The following is a 19,071-nucleotide window of genomic DNA, read 5'->3' on the forward strand; positions in this document are numbered from 1 at the left end:
GATCAGAACCGCTCTAACAGCCGTTTAAGGTATTCCAGTTCGATTTGTGGTCGGTCCGTGTCGCCGGTGCGGCGGCGGATTTCGTCCAACAACTCGCGCGCCCGGCGATAGACGTCTTCGCCCTGCAACAGGTTGTCATCGGTCGAAATAGACCCGTTCGCGCCCGGAGTGCGCCCCAACGGATCGCGGTTATTGGCTTGCATATCGCCTTCCTGCGCGCCCTGACCAGGCTGGTTCTGCTGGTTCTCGGCCAACGCCTCGCCCAGTGACCGCATGCCTTCACGAAGGGCTTCCATCGCCTCGGACTGGCGGTCAATCGCTTCGGCCAAATCGTCGCTACGCAGGGCCTGTTCGGCATCATCCATGGCGCGACCCGCGCGATCCAGCGCATCGCGCGCAGCCTCGCCCTCGGGTGTTCCGCCACCAGGCAGATTTTGCTGCTGGCGGCCCAGTTCATCCCGCAGGGCCTGCTGACGGTCTGCCAGAGACCCTTCCTGCCCCTGCTGACCACCGCCATCAGCCTGATCCGAGCCTTCCTGACCGCGACCGCCTTGTCCTTCGTGGCTTTCACCCCGACCCTGACCGCCATTGCGGCCCTCGTTGTTCTGGCTTTGGCCGGATTGCGTACCCGGGTTGAATTGTTCCTGAAGATCGCGGAAGGCCCGGTCGCTCAGGCCCTGTTGGTCGCGCAAGGTTTCTGCCAACCCTTCCATAGCCTGCTGGCCTTCGGATTGCTGACCCTGACCTTGCCCTTGGGTGACGCGCATGTTCTCCATCATCTGCTGGAACTCTTCCAGCGCCTGCTGCGCCTCGGCCATGCGGCCCTGTTCCATCAACTCCTGAATGCGATCCATCATCCGTTGTAGATCGTCCTGAGTCATCTGCAGGGTTTCACCGTTCTGACCCTGTGGGTTTTCGCCGTCCTCGCCGTTTTCTTGCGCCAGACGCTGAAGCTGGCGCATATAATCCTGCGTGGCGTCGCGTAGTTCCTGCATCAGCTCAGCGATTTCCTCGTCGCTGGCGCCGTTCTGCATCGCCTCGGTCAGGCGTTCCTGCGCGCGGCGCATTCGTTCCAGCGCATCAGCCAGCGTGCCCTCTTCGATCAGAACAGCCAGATCCCACAGGGCCTGCGCAATCTCTTCCTGTTGTTCCGGCTTTAGGTCGTATCGGGTAAATGTTTCCAATCGGCGCAGGGTAACACGCAGGCGCAGATATGCGGTATCCGACCGGAAGAAGTCTTCGGGCAGGTGCGACACCGCCCGCAACAGCTGTGCAACACGGGGTGCGTTGTCCCGCGACCACAGCAGATCCCGACGCTGTTCCATCACCGCTGCCGCCAGCGGATCAAAGAAGCGCCGCGCCGGTAGCGCCGTCACATAAGGTTCCGAGCTGGTTTCCTGATCTGCCGCGTCCCGTGCGGTTAACGTGATCCTGACCGGCAAATGCGCCCAGGGGTGCTGCGAGAAATCCTCAATCAAATCTTCGGTGAAATCGGCGCGGTCCCCGGTGATCGGCATCGGCAGTTCGACCTCGATCACCTCGCGCTCTTCCGGGGCTACGGTCAGGCCATAGCGACGGTCAAGCGCAGCCAGGTCAAGCTCGATCGTGGCGGTTCCGGACACAACGCCGTAGTCATCACCAGCGGCAAAGGGCAATCTCATCTGCCCGCCCGCCTCGGCCTCGGCTGCGTCTGCCACACCAATCCGGGGGGCGATGTCCTGAAGGACGTCCAGCGACCAATCACGCCCGGCCGGTCCCACGATCCTAAGCTGGCCCGAACGGTTTACAACGATATCCTGTTCGGGGTCCGTTGCCTCGACTGTGCCCAACGGCGTGGTGGTTTCGGTCAGCGTATGCGCGCCAACCTCGCCGTAAAAGCGCAGCGTTATGCGGCTGCCTTGCGGGACAGACAGTGTCGGGCCGGATTGATCCGCCAGATACAATGTCGGAAGCCCGGTATAGCGGGGCGGTTCGACCCAGCCTTCCCAGCTGGGTCCTTGCCCGGCCACCGCCGCGCCGGGGGCCATATCGGCCACAGACCCGATGCGCCAGAACGACCCGAACAGGCCCGCAATCACCAGCGCCAGCAAGGCGGAATAACGCAGCGCATAAGGGTCCCTGTCAGCCAGGCGCAGATCGGGTTTGACCGGCTCGGCCTGTGCCGCTTGTTGCGCCATGCGGGTCTGGTGTGCGTGCCACAGGGCAACCGAATCCGTATCCATCGAACCGATGGCCTGATCATCCATCAACGCCTGAATCGGCCGCCCAGGCAGAGATTCGTCCAGCCGCATCAGTGCTTCGGCCCGCGATGGCGCATGGAATCGCCTTGCGCCCAGTATCAAGGTCACCAGCAAACCCACAAGCGCCACACCGCCCACAGTCCAGACGGTTTCAACTCCGACATGATCCTGTAACCCCAGCATCAAAGCAGCCAGAATCGCCATGAAAACCGAGAAAAACGGCCAAAATGCACGCAAAACCTGCTCGGCAAGCATTCCTGCATGCGTCAGCAGCAGGGACAGTCTTGGGATCGGCAGGGTCTGTCTTGCGGTCAAGGCGGGCCTCCGTGGCGGATCCGCGCGCCTATCGCGTCAGAGCCACTCGGGTATGGTATCGCGGTTTATCATTTCGTCAAAGGTAGGCCGTTCACGAATAACTGCAAATTGATCCCCGTGCACCAGAACTTCGGGAATCAGAGGTCGGGTATTGTATTCGCTGGACATCACTGCGCCATAGGCTCCGGCGCTACGGAAGGCGACCAGATCACCCGGCACCAGCGGCGGCATGTTGCGTTGCTTGGCGAAGGTGTCACCGGATTCGCAAACCGGACCAACAATGTCATAGGGCTGCTGTTCCACGCCCGGCGCAGGTTCCTGCACGGCGATGATATCGTGATATGCCTCATACATCGCAGGACGGATCAGATCGTTCATCGCTCCATCGAGGATCAGGAAATCGCGGTCTTCACCGGATTTTACATAGATGACCTTGCTAACCATCAAGCCCGCATTACCCGCGATCAGGCGACCCGGCTCAATTTCGATCTCGCAGCCCAGATGGCCCAGCGTTTTCTTGATCATGGCGCCATATTCCACCGGCAGCGGCGGTGCGTCATTCGAGCGGGCATAAGGAATGCCCAGACCACCGCCCAAATCGAGGCGTCGGATATTGTGACCCTCTGCCCGCAGACGCTCGGTCAGTTCGGCAACCTTGTTATAAGCCAGCTCAAACGGCTCCAGCTCGGTCAGCTGCGATCCAATGTGGACGTCGATCCCGATCACCTCCAGCCCCGGCAGGCTGGCCGCATGGGCATACACCTCAGAGGCGCGGGCGATGGGGATGCCGAACTTGTTCTCGGACTTGCCGGTCGCGATCTTTGCGTGCGTCTTGGCGTCAACGTCCGGGTTCACCCGCACAGTGATTGGGGCCACCACGCCAAGTTCCAACGCGACGGCGTTGATCACCTCCATCTCGGGTTCCGATTCCACGTTGAACTGGCGGATGCCACCGGTCAGCGCAGTACAGATTTCATCCGCTGTTTTTCCAACACCTGAAAAGACGATTTTGTCGCCAGGCACACCGGCTGCCTTGGCGCGCATGTATTCACCACCCGAGACGACATCCATCCCGGCACCTGCCTGCGCCAATGTTTTCAGAATCGCCTGATTGCTGGCGGCCTTCATCGCGTAACAAACAAGGTGGTCCGTGCCGTCCAACGCGTCATCAAACAGCTGAAAATGCCGCAGCAACGTGGCGGTGGAATACACATAGAACGGCGTTCCGACCGCAGCAGCGATTTCGGAGATTGGTACATCCTCGGCGTAAAGCGCGCCGTCGCGGTAAAGAAAGTGATCCATACAGCGCGCTTAGACCAAAACCGCGGCGCGGATCAATGGATTCTGTACCGTCTTCTTCGTTCCTTCACTTTCGTGTTGAAACGCCAACCCGGCCATAGCCCGAGATTGAGATACCACTGCCGCCGCTTTCAGCAGCCGGTTCAGGGCGCGGTTTGTAAGAAGGATCGCAAGCCGCGAGAAGGGCAAAGGACAGGATCAGGCCGATGAATTTCATTTTGTCGTCTTGTGTTCAGAGTGTCGGCACAGGGCCAGTCATACAGTGCAAATGGGACCGCGGCAGGTGAATTACAAATGCGTCACAGACCCAGATAAACACCGAAACCGCCGCTGCGCAGCCCAACGCCGCCACCGACATGGGTGCCGCTGCTGCCGACGCCGATATTGGCGCTCATCGTCGGTTGGATTGGTTCACCGTCCGCGCCACAAGCGGCCAAAACAAATCCCACTGTAACCATAAGGACCATACGTAGTATCTGCATCACACCAGCGCCTTCCACCGTTTGACCTGCGCACGGACCTGATCCGGTGCCGTGCCGCCGTAGGACTGGCGCGAGTTTACCGAATTTTCGACCGTAAGGACAGAAAAGACATCATCAGTGATATCCGCGTGCACCGATTGCATATCGTCCAGTGACAGATCGGGCAGGTCACAGCCTTTGCTCTCGGCCATCGCCACCAGCGATCCGGTAACGTGATGGGCATCGCGGAACGGCAGGCCCAGCACCCGCACCAGCCAGTCGGCCAGATCGGTCGCGGTCGAGAAACCAGACCCCGCCGCGGCGGCCAGGCTGTCGCGGTTGGCGGTCATGTCCTTGACCATGCCTTCCATCGCCGCCAGCGCCAGCATCAGGCTGTCGGCGGCGTCAAACACCTGTTCCTTGTCTTCCTGCATATCCTTGGAATAGGTCAGCGGAAGCCCTTTCATCACCATCATCAGGCCGGTATTGGCACCATAGATGCGTCCGACCTTGGCGCGGATCAGCTCGGCCGCATCAGGGTTTTTCTTTTGCGGCATGATCGACGACCCGGTCGAGAACCGATCCGACAGCGTTACAAACCGGAACTGGGCCGAAGACCAGATCACCAGCTCTTCGGCAAAACGCGACAGGTGCATGGCGCAGATCGAGGCCGTCGACAGGAACTCCAGCGCAAAATCGCGGTCGCTGACGGCGTCCAGCGAATTGGCAGCGGGACGGTCGAAGCCCAGCGCCTCGGCGGTCATGACCCGATCAATAGGGAACGAGGTGCCTGCCAGCGCCGCCGCCCCCAGCGGCGATTCGTTCATACGAACACGGGCATCGCGCACGCGGGACAGATCACGGCCAAACATTTCAACATAGGCCATCATGTGATGGCCCCATGTCACCGGCTGCGCAGTTTGCAGATGGGTGAAACCGGGCATGACCCAATCAGCGCCAGCCTCGGCCTGCGCCAAAAGCGCGCGGATCAGGGCCAGCAGGCCGGATTCAGCCGCATCAAACTGATCGCGGACCCAAAGTTTGAAATCGGTCGCCACCTGATCATTGCGCGACCGGCCTGTATGCAAACGACCTGCGGGTTCGCCAATCACCTCTTTCAGGCGCGCCTCGACATTCATGTGGATGTCTTCCAGCGCGGTCGAGAACTGAAATTCTCCGTTCTGGATTTCTGACAAAACGGTGAGCAGGCCTTCCCGAATAGCCTGCGCATCACTATCAGTAATAACACCTGTGGCAGCCAGCATGGCGGCATGGGCACGCGAGCCTGCAATGTCCTGGGCTGCCATCCGCTGATCGAACCCGATCGAGGCGTTGATCGCCTCCATGATCGCGTCTGGACCGGCGGCAAAGCGGCCGCCCCACATCTGGTTCGAAGATTGATCGGTCATGTAAGAAAACCCGGAGTTGATATGCGCCTATTTCGTCTGATCCCCCTTTATATGGCCCTTGCTCTGGGTGCAAACGCGGCTTTGGCCGCAGATGCCGATACTCTGGCCCCACTGCGGGACGGCACCCTGAAGCGGCTGATCCTGCATAAAGAGCCCAAACCAGTCGCCGCGGTTGAGTTTCAGCTTGAAGATGATGGCGGCACCGCAACGCTCGAGGATTACAAGGGCAAGTATGTGCTGCTGAACTTCTGGGCCACCTGGTGCGCGCCCTGCCGCAAGGAAATGCCGCAGATCGCTGAACTGCAGGCCGAGTTTGGTGGCGACAAGTTCGAGGTTCTGACACTGGCTACTGGGCGCAACTCGCCTGCCGGGATCAAGAAGTTCTTCGAAGAGAACGGCATCGACAACCTGCCACGACATCAGGATGCTGGCTCGGCCGTGGCGCGGGAAATGGGTGTGATCGCCTTGCCTATTACCGTCATTCTGGACCCCGATGGCAATGAAATTGCCCGCCTGATCGGGGATGCCGAATGGAATTCGGACAGCGCCAAAGCGATTGTATCAGCGCTGGTTGGTGGCGAAAGCTAAGTAAGACACTTAAAAAACAACGAATCGTGCTATTCTCTCAGCTTTAATTGGTGAGGGTTTAGCTATGAAATCAACGACCATCCAGGCAGTGGCGGCCATTGTTCTGTGCATTGCGGCGACTTCGGCAAACGCCAAAGACATCCGTAAAGAGAGCCAGTTTCTAGAGTCTGTTGCTGGAAAGAAGCTCGAGAGCGGTGGTACTTGGCTTGTTATTACACCAGACGGAAAAATAGAAGGCGTAGGCCGAAACGATGTCAAAATCAAAGGGGCTTGGGTTTGGAACAAGAAATTCTGGTGCCGGAATGTTGTTGCAGGCCAAAAGAAGTTCCCTGAAGATTGCTTGGAAGTGTCGATTGACGGCAATCAAGTGAAATTTGTGAGAAAAAAGGGCAAAGGCGATGCCATAGTATACACTATCGCCAACTAGACGGCAGCACTGCGTACATTGTGTTAACGTGAAGCCGGTTCTTTGGGACCGGTTTTTCTGTTGGTTACCAGCAAAAGGAGGCCACGATGAAACCAGTAGTACTGCTGATTGGTAAACTGCCCAACGTAATTGGCGACGTTGCGCGGCAGCTGGATCACATGCCGATCCAGTGGCTGGGTGCGCATGATCAGGATGAGGTCCGTCGGCAGCTGGACGCCGAACCCAGGATTGCCTGTGCGATCATGGGTGCAGGTCTGGACGACAAGGTACGTGGAAAAATGGTGGCAATCATCGCCGCGCGCAGGCCCGACATCTGCATCCACCTCAAGGACAGGACCTCTGGTCCCGATGGCCTTGTGCCGTTTGTCCAACGGGTCGTGCAGCACGAGATTCTGGAAGCTTTGGAAAGAGGCTGACGCAACGCCACCTTTGACAGTTTGATTGCCGCTTTGCACCCTGCCAAGCGGGAGGACGGAATGCCGCTGGAAATTCTGCTGATACTTGTGGCCGGTGGCATCGTCGGGGTGACGGTGTTGCTGCACCTAAGCGGGAAATCAGAGCTTCGCGCGCTGACGCCCGAGCTTGCGCAGTCGGAATGGCTGCGCCATGCACCGGACGATACGATCATCGATGTCACCGTCGCCCATGACGGGCATTCGGCCCTGATCCGGACGCAGACCGGCAATGGCCTGCTGTGGTCTTTCGGCGCCGACACTGTGGCCCGGCATCTGTTGGATTTCGACTGGCTTGAACACCCGGACGGGTTCGAGATTCAGTTCCACGACTTCGGCACTCCCAAAGTAATTGTCCACCTCGACGACTTTGAACGCCGTCACTGGCGGCACCTGTTGGAGCCCGTATGACCGACCAGATTACCTTTCCCGATGCCGTACAATGGGCGGTTCCGTTCTTCATTGCCGCCATCCTGGCCGAGTTCCTGTGGATCGCCGTCAAAGGCAAAGGCGGGCGGTATGAGACGCGCGATGCCGTGACCTCGTTGATCATGGGGGCCGGGAACATTGCATCCGGCTTTGCCCTTGGGTTCATCGCTTATGCGTTTTTCATGTGGCTATGGCAGATCACGCCGCTGAATCTGGGCACGTCGATTCCGGTGATCCTGCTGTGTTTTGTGCTGGATGACCTACGATACTATTGGGTGCACCGGTTCGGCCACCGCATCCGCTGGGTCTGGGCCAGCCACGTCAACCACCACAGTTCGCAGCACTATAACCTGACCACCGCATTGCGGCAGACCTGGACCTATACGTTCACCTTCATGATGGTTGTACGAGCACCCCTGATCCTGTTGGGGTTCCACCCGGCCATGGTTCTGTTCGTCGGCGGTCTGAACCTGATCTACCAGTTCTGGATTCACACCGAGGCTATCGGAAAAATGCCCCGCTGGTTCGAGGCGGTGATGAACACGCCCAGCCACCACCGCGCACACCACGGCCGAAACGCGCGATATCTGGATTGCAACTACGCAGGTGTTTTTATCATCTGGGACAAGATGTTCGGCACGTTCGTGCCCGAGCAGGAAAGCGACCGGGTCGATTACGGGCTGGTTCACAATATCGGCACCTTCAACCCGCTGCGCGTGGCCTTTCACGAATGGGTCGGCATCTGGCAGGATGCCACCCAACCGGGGCTGACCTTGCGCCAACGGCTAGCTTATTGCTTTGCCCCACCGGGATACAGCCATGACGGCAGCCGCGACAGCTCGGACCAGATCAAGGCCAAGCACCTCGCCCGCCACCCCGAAGATCGCGGAACGCCTGGATTCGAACAATCTGAGGCTGAAACGCCGAATACTGAGGCAAAACAAGCTTAAACCTGCCGAACCACACCCGCGGCTCCTTGAATGCGCGCCCGCACGTTCCATATTGAAGCGATGCGTAGCGTATGAGTGACCCGGAGGCCGACATGACCAGACTGACAACCCTATCTACCGCTTTGGGATTGACGGGTCTGATGCTTGCGATGCTGACGGCACTGGCCGGAGGTGCCGCAACCATCGTGGTACTGGGGTTCGCCCTGATGGCGCTTGGCTTCATGGGGGCTGTGTTTGGCGCGGCGGCAGCGTTGGGCCGTGTTTTGGAAACCATACGCTAAACGCGATCAATCTTACTTTTCTTAACCGCAGATTCATAAGTTTGCTCTGAAATCAGACCCGGACCGGCGACGTGAAGGGAAGTGGCACAACTATGCGGGACAGGAACCTAGCAGACTTGCCCGAAGGTACGGAAAGCCCGCTGAACGCGGCTGTCACCTCTCGCGAAACTTCGACTGTCCAAATGGCGACCGAGGCGGTTAAGCACAAGCAATGCAAGCTGGCCTTTCAACCGGTGATGCAAGCGCATCCCCCACTCGGCGTGGCCTTTTACGAAGGCTTTATCAGGGTGCTGGACGAAACCGGCCGGGTCATTCCCGCGCGCGAGTTCATGCCGCAACTTGAAAACACCCCAATAGGCCGAGAATTGGATTGCGTTGCCCTGGAAATGGGGCTGCGCACACTGTCCAGAAACCCGGAAATCCGTCTGTCTATCAATATGTCCGCACGGTCGATCGGTTATGCGCGCTGGTCGCGCGTTCTGGATCGATTTCTGAAAAAAGACGCCAGCGTGGGTGAAAGGCTGATACTAGAAATCTCGGAAAGCTCTGCCATGACTGTGCCCGAGCTGGTGGTGGATTTCATGGACCGGCTGCAACCACGTGGCAACGCGTTTGCACTGGATGATTTTGGTGCCAGCAATTTCAGTTTCCGCCACTTTCGGGAGTTCCTTTTTGACGCCGCCAAGATCGACGGGCAGTTCGTCCGCGGCGTTGCTGAAAACCCCGACAATCAGGCGCTGGTCCGCGCTTTGGTCGCCGTTGCCCGCGAATTCGAGATTCTGGTGACCGCCGAATCGGTGGAAACCAAGGCGGATGCCGAATTTCTTGTGGCCAACGGCGTCGACTGCCTGCAGGGCTATTTGTTCGGGGCACCCACAGTCTCGGCCCCGTGGAAGGACGAAAAACTCACAAAAACAGCAAGCTAGCTGGAATAACTCCGCATGCCCCACGCCTGAGACAAGCTGACCGTTGCTGCAACTGCAGCGTTACGCTATGCCATGAACAGCTGGAGCGGGGATCACGGGGCGCTCTTGTTCACAGGAGCATTGCTTCTGCGATCTGCGCCGTTACGGTTCCCACAGGACCTTGACGGTAGAGGATTGTCTAAATGACCAATGTAGTAATCGCATCCGCAGCACGAACCGGCGTCGGCAGTTTTGGCGGCTCGTTCGCGAACACACCGGCGCATGACCTGGGTGCCGCCGTTCTTGAGGCCGTCGTCGAGCGCGCCGGAGTGGAAAAAGGCGAGGTAAGCGAAACCATCCTGGGTCAGGTTCTGACGGCCGCTCAAGGTCAGAACCCCGCGCGCCAGGCGCATATCAATGCTGGTCTGCCACAGGAAAGCGCGGCCTGGAGTATAAACCAGGTTTGTGGCTCGGGCCTGCGCGCCGTGGCCTTGGGTGCGCAACACATCCAACTGGGCGATGCTGAAATCGTCGCCGCAGGCGGTCAGGAAAACATGACCCTGTCCCCCCATGCCGCCGCCCTGCGCGCCGGTCAAAAAATGGGCGACATGAAATACATCGACACGATGATCCGCGACGGCCTGTGGGATGCGTTCAACGGCTATCACATGGGCCAGACGGCCGAAAACGTTGCCGAGAAGTGGCAGATCAGCCGCGACATGCAGGACGAATTCGCTGTGGCCTCGCAGAACAAGGCCGAAGCCGCCCAAAAGGCCGGAAAGTTCGTCGACGAGATTGCAGCCTTCACCATTAAGACCCGCAAGGGCGACATCGTAATGGACAAGGATGAATACGTCCGTCACGGCGCGACCATGGAAGCGATGGCCAAATTGCGCCCGGCTTTTGCCAAGGACGGCTCGGTCACAGCCGCCAATGCATCGGGCCTGAACGACGGCGCGGCCGCCACTCTGCTGATGTCAGCCGAGAATGCCGAAAAACGCGGAATCGAGCCTTTGGCCCGCATCGCCTCTTATGCCACCGCCGGTCTGGACCCGTCGATCATGGGCGTTGGCCCAATCTACGCTTCGCGCAAGGCGCTGGAAAAGGCTGGCTGGTCGGTTGATGACCTGGATCTGGTCGAAGCCAACGAAGCCTTTGCCGCGCAGGCCTGTGCAGTGAACAAGGACATGGGTTGGGACCCGTCAATCGTGAACGTTAACGGCGGAGCGATCGCAATCGGTCATCCGATCGGCGCATCCGGCTGCCGCGTTCTGAACACGCTGCTGTTCGAAATGAAACGGCGTAACGCGAAAAAGGGTCTGGCGACTCTTTGCATTGGCGGCGGCATGGGCGTCGCCCTATGCGTGGAGCGCGACTAAGCGGTTAGACACGGCAATAAAAAGGGCGCCCCTGCGGCGCCCTTTTTTGTTACATAGGGGGTCCACCCCTTGGATGCGACGATATTGCCTTTCAAAAATCAAAATTCCTAGCGAAACAATATTGCGCTATATCACCTCACAAAGTAACAGCATTACCAAGACGACTAAAATTGAAGGAGTCATAAATGGCACGTACAGCACTCGTCACCGGCGGATCCCGCGGCATCGGCGCAGCAATTTCCAAGGCGCTCAAGGCCGAAGGATACAATGTTGCGGCCACCTATGCCGGTAACGACGAAGCCGCCGCAAATTTCACCGCAGAAACCGGCATCGCCACCTATAAGTGGAACGTGGCCGATTACGACGAATCCAAAGCGGGCATTGAAAAGGTTGAGGCCGAGGTTGGCCCAATCGACATCGTGGTCGCCAATGCAGGCATCACCAAGGACGCGCCGTTCCACAAGATGACGCCCGAGCAGTGGCATCAGGTGATCGACACCAACCTGACCGGCGTGTTCAACACCGTCCATCCGGTTTGGCCCGGCATGCGCGAGCGTAAGTTCGGCCGCGTGATCGTCATCAGCTCGATCAACGGTCAGAAAGGCCAGTTCGCTCAAGTGAACTATGCCGCGACTAAGGCGGGCGATCTGGGCATCGTCAAATCGTTGGCACAGGAAGGCGCGCGCGCGGGTATCACCGCCAACGCGATCTGCCCCGGCTATATCGCTACCGAAATGGTCATGGCAGTTCCGGAAAAAGTACGTGATTCCATTGTCGCGCAAATCCCGGCCGGCCGACTGGGTGAGCCCGAGGAAATCGCGCGCTGCGTGGCGTTCTTGGCTTCGGACGATTCCCAGTTCATCAACGGCTCGACCATCTCGGCAAACGGGGCGCAGTTCTTTAGCTGATCCCGGCACAAGAGACGCAATCGGGCCGGTCTTTTCAGACCGGCCCTTTTTTATCCCGTAAGAACACGCGCGCTGCGTTCAGCGGGAACCGAAAAGCCAGCTAAAGGCCAGCGCTATTGCTTTGCTGCGTTCGGCATGAGCCCGACGAAAGGCGCGGGCCGCTGCTGGATTTGTCGTCATCTCGATCATGGCAATCATCCTTTCAGTTCAGCTTTGTTTGACTTGAACCCAATATGCGCCCTATCACTGAGGCTATCAAACGAGCTTTTTGTAACAATCAGTTAAGAAATTCTTGAGTATAGATGAGCGATTACCTTCCTCCTCTGACCGCGCTCCGGGCGTTTGATGCTGCCGCGCGGCACATGTCCTTCGCCAAGGCGGCGGATGAGTTGCATGTCACGCCGGCCGCCCTGTCCTTTCAGATCAAGTCGCTTGAGCAACATCTGGGCCGCCCCCTATTTCACCGCCTGAACCGTGCAGTGGATCTGACAGAAGCCGGGCGCATATTGGCCCCCGGCGCGGCCGAGGGGTTTGCCGCTTTGCAGGCCGCATGGCAGGCGGCGCGACGGCAAGGCAATGATACCAGCCTGACTGTAACCGCAGGCCCGGCACTGACGGCCAAATGGCTGGCCCCACGCCTGTACGACTTCGCGCGGGCGCATCCTGAAATTGACCTCAAATTCTCGGCTACATTGCGCAACATGGATCTGGAGCGTGATGACGTCGATGTTGCGATCCGGTTCGGCTATGGCGGGGATGAGGGGCTGTATTCCCTGCCTGTACGCAAGGAATGGCTGACCCCGGTCATGACGCCAGAGTTGGCGGAGCAATTTCCGACCCCTGACAGCCTAAGGGAAGCCCCCCTGATCTTTGACGATTCGATTGCGTTCCTGCAGCCGCCCAGCGACTGGCCCGCATGGTTCCGGGCCGTAGGTATGGATTTCACGCCGTCCCACGGCGCGCATTTTTCGAACGCGGATCACGCCATTGACGCAGCTGTGGCAGGTGTTGGCGCAGTTTTGGGTCGGCGGGCGATGATCATCAAAGACTTGGCTGAGGGTCGCCTGGTCGCGCCTTTCAAAGTTGCTATCGAGACCCGTGGGCGGTTTCGGTTCCTCTGCCTGCCCGGTGCCGAGAAAAGACCTCAGATTGCGGCGTTCCGCGACTGGTTCATGGCCGAGATCGAAAAGACTGCACATCTGTCGGACGAGTTCGAGATCATCCCTGTAGAAGACCTTTCCGCCCCATGACCCGCCCACGCGCGACAGCTGTTGGGTTTGTGGCCATCCTGTTGTGGGCTTTGCTGGCCCTGTTCACCGTAGGATCGACGCCAACACCGCCCTTGTTGCTGAACGCATTGTGTTTCTCGATCGGGGGCGTATTGGGGCTGATCTGGACATGGGCCAGCGGTGGGTTGGGGCAGCTGCGGTCCGTGCCCTGGACGACCTACGTGTTTGGCACCGTAGGCCTGTTCGGCTATCACGCGCTGTATTTCTCGGCTCTGAGGATGGCGCCCGCGGCCGAGGCCGGGTTGATCGCATATCTCTGGCCGTTGCTGATTGTGCTGTTTTCTGGCCTGCTGCCGGGTGAACATTTGCGGCTTGGGCATCTGCTTGGCGCAAGCCTTGGCTTTGCCGGGGCTGCCGTGATCATTGCAGGGGGCGGCAGCACAGGGTTTCAGGCCGATCACTTGCCAGGATACGGGTTGGCATTGCTCTGCGCGCTGACATGGTCGGGATATTCGGTTTTGTCCCGCCGTCTGACGGATACGCCAACCAGCTCGGTCGCCGTGTTCTGCATTGCCACGGCCATCGCGTCAGCCGCCCTGCATCTGGTGATCGAAGACACTGTTTGGCCGGACGGTGCATTTGGCTGGGCGTCGATCCTGGCGCTGGGGCTAGGGCCGGTTGGATTGGCGTTTTATGTCTGGGATATCGGGGTCAAGCAGGGCGACATTCAGGTGCTTGGCACGGCGTCTTATGCAGCACCTCTGTTGTCGACTTTTGCTTTGGTGTTGGCCGGGATCGCCGCCCCGTCCTGGGGTCTGGCGATCGCGGCCTTGTTGATCACAGGCGGCGCAGCCCTTGCCGCGCGGGCCAGTTTGCGTCGCTAGGCTGACAGGCGCTCAATCTCTTCCTTTAGCCTGAGTTTCTGTTTTTTGAGCTGAGCAATATGGAGATCATCGATACCTGGCGAGCGTTGGGCTTGTTCTACTTCGTGACCGAGAGTTTCGTGCTTTTTCCTAAGTTCGGTCAGATGTGCGCTTACGCTCATGGCGATACTCCTTTGTTGGTGTCTGAGTTTCACGTAAGAAGTTGACCACATCGTTTCCAGCCTGTCACGCTGCAGACGCACAGAATCTGTAATAAATCCGACAAATTCGGCTGGTTAATGCCTATTGGTTGAAGAACCCAGTCAGCGCAGCCCCGTCGCGCAATACCGCAGAGACCTGCTTCGTATAGCTTTCGCCGTCTTTTTCATGACGGTCTCCGGCGTGCAAAATCAATGGTGCAAGCAGCCGAAATGCAGCCCTGCCGCCCTTTCTAGCGCGTAAGATCACCAGTTCCGCCGGACGACCGGTACGGGCGGCCAGTGGCAACACCTCGGCTGAGCCCAAACGCCCGGCACAGGCCGCCAGCATATCGGGCAGACGATCGGCCTTCTGGATCATGTGCAAGTATCCCCGCGGCGCAAGGCGTTTGGCTGCGACATCAATCCATGCCTCCAGCGGCGTGTCCTCACCCAACGCAACACTGCGTCCTGTGTCCGACGCCGGACTGTGGGCCCCGGTCAGGTAATAGGGCGGGTTGGCGATCACATGGTCGAATTGCTGCTGTTTCAACTCGGATGGCAGAGCGCACAAGTCTGCTTCAACCACCTGCAACTGCGCATCATTTGCCGCAGCGTTCCGGCGTGCCAGATCAGCATAGGCAGGCTGTAACTCAACACCGACGCCCTGCAGGTCTGGCACCCGGGCCATCAGGCACAGGATGGCAGCACCTGCACCACAGCCCAGTTCCAGCACGGTGTGACTACATGTCGCCGGGACGCTGGCCGCCAGCAATACCGGATCCACCCCGGCGCGGTATCCCGCCCGGGGTTGCAACAGGCGCCGGCGGCCCCCAAGGAAGTCGTTGCAGGTCAGATCGCTATCCGCAAACAGGCTCATCGACCCAACGGGATTTCATTGTCACGCATCACCCGCTCTGCGCGAGTCAGGTCGGTGGTTCGCACCATCAGGCGCCGAGGAAAGATTCCGATGCCCCCTTCGAGGATGCTCATATTTACGTCCATCTGAAAGCAGTCTATATCCTCGCCCTCAAGAAGGGCGGATGCAAAGGCCAGGATCGTCGGATCGGTGCTGCGCAAAAGTTCTTTCATGGGGATGGATGTAAGGGCAAGGTGCGCCGGAAGTCGAGCCTTGTATCAGGAGTATGATGGATACCGACACGATCTCAAAACCGCATGAGCGGCTAGCGGACCTTTTGGCTGGCGAAATGGGCGCGGTCAATGAGTTGATCCGCACCCGCATGGCGTCGGAACACGCGCCCCGCATCCCCGAGGTGACCGCGCATCTGGTTGAGGCAGGCGGCAAGCGCCTGCGCCCGATGCTAACGCTGGCAGCCGCACGGATGTTTGACTATCCGGGCGATCACCATCTGCGTCTGGCCGCCACGGTAGAGTTCATCCACACCGCAACCTTGCTGCATGACGATGTGGTGGACGAGAGCGACAAGCGGCGCGGGCGACCCACCGCAAACCTGCTGTGGGACAACAAATCCAGCGTATTGGTCGGCGATTACCTGTTTTCCCGCAGCTTCCAACTGATGGTTGAAACCGGGTCTTTGCGGGTTCTGGACATTCTGGCCAATGCCTCGGCCACGATAGCCGAAGGTGAGGTGCTGCAAATGACCGCAGCCACCGATTTGAGCACCAATGAGGCGATTTACCTGCAGGTGGTGCGCGGCAAAACCGCTGCGCTGTTCTCGGCCGCAACCGAAGTGGGTGGCGTGATCGCCGGTGCGTCAGAGGATCAGGTCAAGGCGCTGTTTGACTATGGCGATGCACTGGGCGTTGCGTTCCAGATTGCCGACGACTTGCTGGATTATCAGGGAGACAGCGCGGCAACTGGTAAGAATGTCGGTGACGACTTCCGTGAGCGCAAGCTGACCCTGCCGGTGATCAAGGCGGTGGCGCAGGCCACCCCCGAGGAACACGCGTTCTGGGAGCGCGCGATTGGTCGGGGGCGTCAGGAAGACGGCGATCTGGACCACGCGCTGAACCTGATGGCCAAATACGGCACGCTGGCTGCCACCCGGTCGGATGCGTTGGGCTGGGCAGTCAGAGCCAAAGCTTCGCTGGACGTCCTGCCCGATCATGAAATTCGCACTTTGCTGCGCGATCTGGCCGACTACGTGGTCTCGCGCCTCAATTAAGCTGCGTTGCGCGGCACCACCAATCAGGATGGGCCGCGCCGATTTCATACGCCGCGAAATGGGCGTCTTTCATCGTTGGATACAGCGCAAAACAAGTCGAGCCTGAGCCTGACATGCGCGCCATCAGGGCGCGAGTGGTCAACTTGAGTGCATCCAGAACAACCCCAATCTCACCCGCGGTGCTGGTTGCCGGGATCTCAAGATCATTGCGCTGATCGCGCAGCCAATCGGCGCAGTCCTGCGGTGTTTCGAATTTGGGAATTTCCGCTGGCATGGGCGGATAGTCTCGCAGGGTCAACGCCTTAAAGACCGCGCCTGTCGGAACCGGAATGCCCGGATTGATGAGCACAGCAGGCAAGTGCGGCAGAGATACCGGGGTTAACCTGTCCCCGATGCCTTGCATGCGTGTCGCTTGGGCCGCCGTACAAACTGGCACATCCGCGCCCAGCGACAGCGCGTCCGGGATGGCCATGCCCTGACCTGACAATACCCGCAAAGTTGCCGCCGCGTCGGACGAGCCCCCGCCGATGCCGCCGCCATGTGGCAGCACTTTGGTCAGGTCGATTTGCCCGGTCCACCCGGCAGCCTCGGCTGCTTTCCACACCAGATTTCGGTTGTCCGTGGGCACGCCCGTCGCATGTTCGCCGGTCACTGACAACATCAGTTCCGGACCCGGCGTGAATTCCAACCGGTCGCCGACATCAGCAAAGACCACCAACGAATCCAGCAGGTGATAGCCATCGTTGCGCTGGCCGGTGACGTGCAAGGTCAGGTTGATTTTGGCAGGCGCGAAGGCCTCAACCTTCATTGGCGACCTTCAGGGGATCGGCGCCTTCTTCGACCAAAACCACATCCAGTCCGACCTCGATTTTGCGGCGAATACGCTCGGGGTCAGCTTCGCCATCAGTGTCCTCGGGATCGATAAAAGACAGGGCACGTTTCCACTGGAACTCGGCCTCGCGCGCGCGACCCACGGCCCAGTAGACATCGCCCAGATGATCATTCACCACAGGGTCGACTGGCATCAGTTCAACCGCGCGCTCCATATGGGCGACGGCCTCATCGTAGCGACCCAGACGGAACAGAACCCAGCCCAGACTGTCGACGATGTAACCACTGTCCGGGCGTGCGGCGACCGCACGTTCGATCATGTCCAGCGCCTCGTCCAGCTTTTCCTGCCGCTCGACCAGCGAATACCCCAGGTAGTTAAGTACTTGCGGTTGATCCGGGTTCAGTTCCAGCGCCCGGCGGAAGTCGGTTTCGGCCAGATCCCAGTTTTTAAGCCGCTCATGCGAGATGCCGCGCGCATAGTGCAAAAACCAGTTCGCACCCGCGCTGCGTTCGTTCAATTCGATGGCAATGTCATATGACAGGACGGCAGCCGCGTAATCCTCTTGCTGGCGCTCCAGATCGGCCAGCGCAACATGGACGCTGGGCAGATCGGGATTTTGTGCGGCCAGCGTTTGCAACACTTCGGCGGCAGCGTCCTTTTTGCCCGACCGGCTGAGAACATCAGCCCGGCCCAGCTCGGCCGCGTGGTAATCGCTGCTGTTTGCCGGAACCTGACGATAGGCCTCAACCGCCAGATCATACTGCTCCAGCGCCTCCAGAAGCTCGGCGCTGAGCAGAATGGCGTCCACATGATCAGGGCGCAGAAACGCCGCGAGGCGGGTGTACAGCAGCACATAGTTCTGAGCAGCCTCGCTGCTGAGCGCCGCTCCTACGGAAAAGAATACCTCGGCCATGCCGTCCTGCGCCGAGGTAACATGGGTAAAGGGCAATGTTTCACCATCGGCCAGCCGTGCCTCATAGCCTTCGATCGAAGGGTCGCTGCCGGCGGTAAATACATCATTCAGGAATTGCAGCGCGTCGTCGTTGCGATCCAGTTGAGACAGGACCTCGGCGCGGGCCAGTGCGGCGCGGCGCAGGAATCGTCCAACGGCACCGTTATCGGCGGCAAAGATCGCCTCGGCCCCTTCAAAATCACCAACCGACGCCAGGGCCAACGCCTTGTGATACAGCGCAAACTCTCGCAGGCCTTCCTGCGTGGATACCTGATCGAACTGCTCCATCGCGTTGGTCATGGCGCCCTTACCCACATGAGCCCAGCCCAGCATCAGACCATCGACCAGTGGCCCCACGCCTTGCGTTTCAGGGTCACGGGCCAGCAGTTCGTCCAATTTGTCTTCTGCAACCAGATTGGCAACGATAACCATTTTCGCGGCCTGTAGCGGCAGTCCAAGGTCTTCGATCACCTGGGCAACCGGATAGGCGCGCGGCACCTCGCCCAATGACAGGCGGGCCACAACAACACTTTCCAGCAGCGCTGCATTTTCGGGATCAGAACGCAGGGCCTGCGCATAGTATCTTTCGGCGGCTTCATAGTCGCTTTGATATATCGCCTGACGTCCGGCCAGATAGGCGCCTGCGCCTGTGTCCGCATAAACCGGAAGCGAGAATGACGAAGTGAAAAGCACAGCCAACGCTGCGCGACGAACCAGAGAAGCCACAAAAATCCTGCCCTGCCATTGTTGACTGCGCAACAAGCTAGGGCTTTGGGCAGGAAGAGGCAATGGCAGAGCCTTCACGACC

22 protein-coding genes are annotated in these 19,071 nt (G+C 59.4%); 12 read left to right on the forward strand and 10 right to left on the reverse strand.

Features of this window, described 5'->3' with window-relative positions:
• Positions 1-2 precede the first annotated feature (2 nt).
• The 5 genes from RUM8411_RS11885 to argH all read right to left on the reverse strand — a co-directional run bounded on the left by RUM8411_RS11885 (position 3) and on the right by argH (position 5,724).
• Positions 3-2,555 (reverse strand): TIGR02302 family protein, encoded by a 2,553-nt coding sequence (locus tag RUM8411_RS11885; RefSeq protein WP_234995204.1) that lies wholly within the window; start codon positions 2,553-2,555, stop codon positions 3-5.
• 36 nt (positions 2,556-2,591) lie between these two features.
• The gene (gene lysA, locus RUM8411_RS11890) at positions 2,592-3,857 is read right to left on the reverse strand and encodes a diaminopimelate decarboxylase (RefSeq protein ID WP_085822930.1); all 1,266 of its coding nucleotides are present in this window, start codon (positions 3,855-3,857) and stop codon (positions 2,592-2,594) included.
• A 64-nt stretch (positions 3,858-3,921) separates the two neighbouring features.
• A complete protein-coding gene (locus tag RUM8411_RS22835) occupies positions 3,922-4,071 on the reverse strand; it encodes a hypothetical protein (protein WP_200818570.1) in 150 nt (49 codons plus the stop codon).
• An 82-nt stretch (positions 4,072-4,153) separates the two neighbouring features.
• Positions 4,154-4,336 (reverse strand): argininosuccinate lyase, encoded by a 183-nt coding sequence (locus RUM8411_RS11895; RefSeq protein ID WP_200818571.1) that lies wholly within the window; start codon positions 4,334-4,336, stop codon positions 4,154-4,156.
• Complete coding sequence (gene argH, locus RUM8411_RS11900) at positions 4,336-5,724, reverse strand: argininosuccinate lyase (RefSeq protein WP_085822932.1); 1,389 nt, start codon at positions 5,722-5,724, stop codon at positions 4,336-4,338. Before argH ends, RUM8411_RS11895 begins: the two co-directional genes overlap by 1 nt.
• Positions 5,725-5,745: 21 nt before the next feature.
• Here argH and RUM8411_RS11905 point away from each other — a divergent pair, with 21 nt between their 5' ends.
• The 11 genes from RUM8411_RS11905 to yddG all read left to right on the forward strand — a co-directional run bounded on the left by RUM8411_RS11905 (position 5,746) and on the right by yddG (position 14,156).
• Complete coding sequence (locus tag RUM8411_RS11905) at positions 5,746-6,312, forward strand: TlpA disulfide reductase family protein (protein ID WP_085822933.1); 567 nt, start codon at positions 5,746-5,748, stop codon at positions 6,310-6,312.
• Positions 6,313-6,376: 64 nt separating this feature from the next.
• The gene (locus RUM8411_RS11910; protein ID WP_085822934.1) at positions 6,377-6,739 is read left to right on the forward strand and encodes a hypothetical protein; all 363 of its coding nucleotides are present in this window, start codon (positions 6,377-6,379) and stop codon (positions 6,737-6,739) included.
• An 86-nt stretch (positions 6,740-6,825) separates the two neighbouring features.
• The gene (locus tag RUM8411_RS23010; RefSeq protein WP_085822935.1) at positions 6,826-7,155 is read left to right on the forward strand and encodes a hypothetical protein; all 330 of its coding nucleotides are present in this window, start codon (positions 6,826-6,828) and stop codon (positions 7,153-7,155) included.
• A gap of 60 nt (positions 7,156-7,215) precedes the next feature.
• Positions 7,216-7,602, forward strand: a complete 387-nt coding sequence (locus RUM8411_RS11920) for a hypothetical protein (RefSeq protein ID WP_085822936.1) — start codon at positions 7,216-7,218, stop codon at positions 7,600-7,602.
• On the forward strand, positions 7,599-8,570 hold the full coding sequence (locus RUM8411_RS11925; RefSeq protein ID WP_085822937.1) for a sterol desaturase family protein: 972 nt from the start codon (positions 7,599-7,601) through the stop codon (positions 8,568-8,570). Before RUM8411_RS11920 ends, RUM8411_RS11925 begins: the two co-directional genes overlap by 4 nt.
• A gap of 92 nt (positions 8,571-8,662) precedes the next feature.
• Positions 8,663-8,851 carry a hypothetical protein gene (locus RUM8411_RS11930; RefSeq protein ID WP_143534889.1) on the forward strand — a complete coding sequence of 63 codons (189 nt, stop codon included), beginning with the start codon at positions 8,663-8,665 and terminating at the stop codon, positions 8,849-8,851.
• A 92-nt stretch (positions 8,852-8,943) separates the two neighbouring features.
• On the forward strand, positions 8,944-9,777 hold the full coding sequence (locus tag RUM8411_RS11935) for an EAL domain-containing protein (RefSeq protein WP_085822939.1): 834 nt from the start codon (positions 8,944-8,946) through the stop codon (positions 9,775-9,777).
• 182 nt (positions 9,778-9,959) lie between these two features.
• On the forward strand, positions 9,960-11,135 hold the full coding sequence (locus RUM8411_RS11940) for an acetyl-CoA C-acetyltransferase (RefSeq protein ID WP_085822940.1): 1,176 nt from the start codon (positions 9,960-9,962) through the stop codon (positions 11,133-11,135).
• Positions 11,136-11,320: 185 nt separating this feature from the next.
• Positions 11,321-12,043 (forward strand): acetoacetyl-CoA reductase, encoded by a 723-nt coding sequence (phbB, locus tag RUM8411_RS11945; protein ID WP_085822941.1) that lies wholly within the window; start codon positions 11,321-11,323, stop codon positions 12,041-12,043.
• Between the two features lie 302 nt (positions 12,044-12,345).
• Positions 12,346-13,293: a transcriptional regulator GcvA gene (locus RUM8411_RS11950; protein ID WP_085822942.1), complete on the forward strand. Its 948-nt coding sequence runs from the start codon at positions 12,346-12,348 to the stop codon at positions 13,291-13,293.
• On the forward strand, positions 13,290-14,156 hold the full coding sequence (yddG, locus tag RUM8411_RS11955; protein ID WP_085822943.1) for an aromatic amino acid exporter YddG: 867 nt from the start codon (positions 13,290-13,292) through the stop codon (positions 14,154-14,156). Before RUM8411_RS11950 ends, yddG begins: the two co-directional genes overlap by 4 nt.
• Here yddG and RUM8411_RS11960 read toward each other — a convergent pair.
• The 3 genes from RUM8411_RS11960 to RUM8411_RS11970 form a co-directional block, all read right to left on the reverse strand.
• The gene (locus RUM8411_RS11960) at positions 14,153-14,317 is read right to left on the reverse strand and encodes a YdcH family protein (RefSeq protein WP_085823041.1); all 165 of its coding nucleotides are present in this window, start codon (positions 14,315-14,317) and stop codon (positions 14,153-14,155) included. The two genes, yddG and RUM8411_RS11960, sit on opposite strands and share 4 nt — an antisense overlap.
• Before the next feature lie 121 nt (positions 14,318-14,438).
• Positions 14,439-15,212, reverse strand: a complete 774-nt coding sequence (locus tag RUM8411_RS11965) for a tRNA1(Val) (adenine(37)-N6)-methyltransferase (protein WP_085822944.1) — start codon at positions 15,210-15,212, stop codon at positions 14,439-14,441.
• Complete coding sequence (locus RUM8411_RS11970) at positions 15,209-15,424, reverse strand: putative signal transducing protein (RefSeq protein WP_085822945.1); 216 nt, start codon at positions 15,422-15,424, stop codon at positions 15,209-15,211. The genes RUM8411_RS11965 and RUM8411_RS11970 overlap by 4 nt, the downstream gene beginning before the upstream one ends.
• 56 nt (positions 15,425-15,480) lie before the next feature.
• Between RUM8411_RS11970 and RUM8411_RS11975 the strand changes: the two genes are divergently transcribed.
• Complete coding sequence (locus RUM8411_RS11975; protein WP_085822946.1) at positions 15,481-16,479, forward strand: polyprenyl synthetase family protein; 999 nt, start codon at positions 15,481-15,483, stop codon at positions 16,477-16,479.
• On the opposite strand, the gene RUM8411_RS11980 is transcribed toward RUM8411_RS11975, so the two are convergent.
• Both RUM8411_RS11980 and RUM8411_RS11985 read right to left on the reverse strand, forming a co-directional pair.
• The gene (locus RUM8411_RS11980) at positions 16,472-17,287 is read right to left on the reverse strand and encodes a 4-(cytidine 5'-diphospho)-2-C-methyl-D-erythritol kinase (protein WP_085822947.1); all 816 of its coding nucleotides are present in this window, start codon (positions 17,285-17,287) and stop codon (positions 16,472-16,474) included. The two genes, RUM8411_RS11975 and RUM8411_RS11980, sit on opposite strands and share 8 nt — an antisense overlap.
• On the reverse strand, positions 17,277-18,989 hold the full coding sequence (locus RUM8411_RS11985) for a tetratricopeptide repeat protein (RefSeq protein ID WP_370738038.1): 1,713 nt from the start codon (positions 18,987-18,989) through the stop codon (positions 17,277-17,279). Before RUM8411_RS11985 ends, RUM8411_RS11980 begins: the two co-directional genes overlap by 11 nt.
• Positions 18,990-19,071: the final 82 nt, after the last annotated feature.

Source organism: Ruegeria meonggei, from assembly GCF_900172215.1.
Lineage (GTDB): Bacteria > Pseudomonadota > Alphaproteobacteria > Rhodobacterales > Rhodobacteraceae > Ruegeria > Ruegeria meonggei.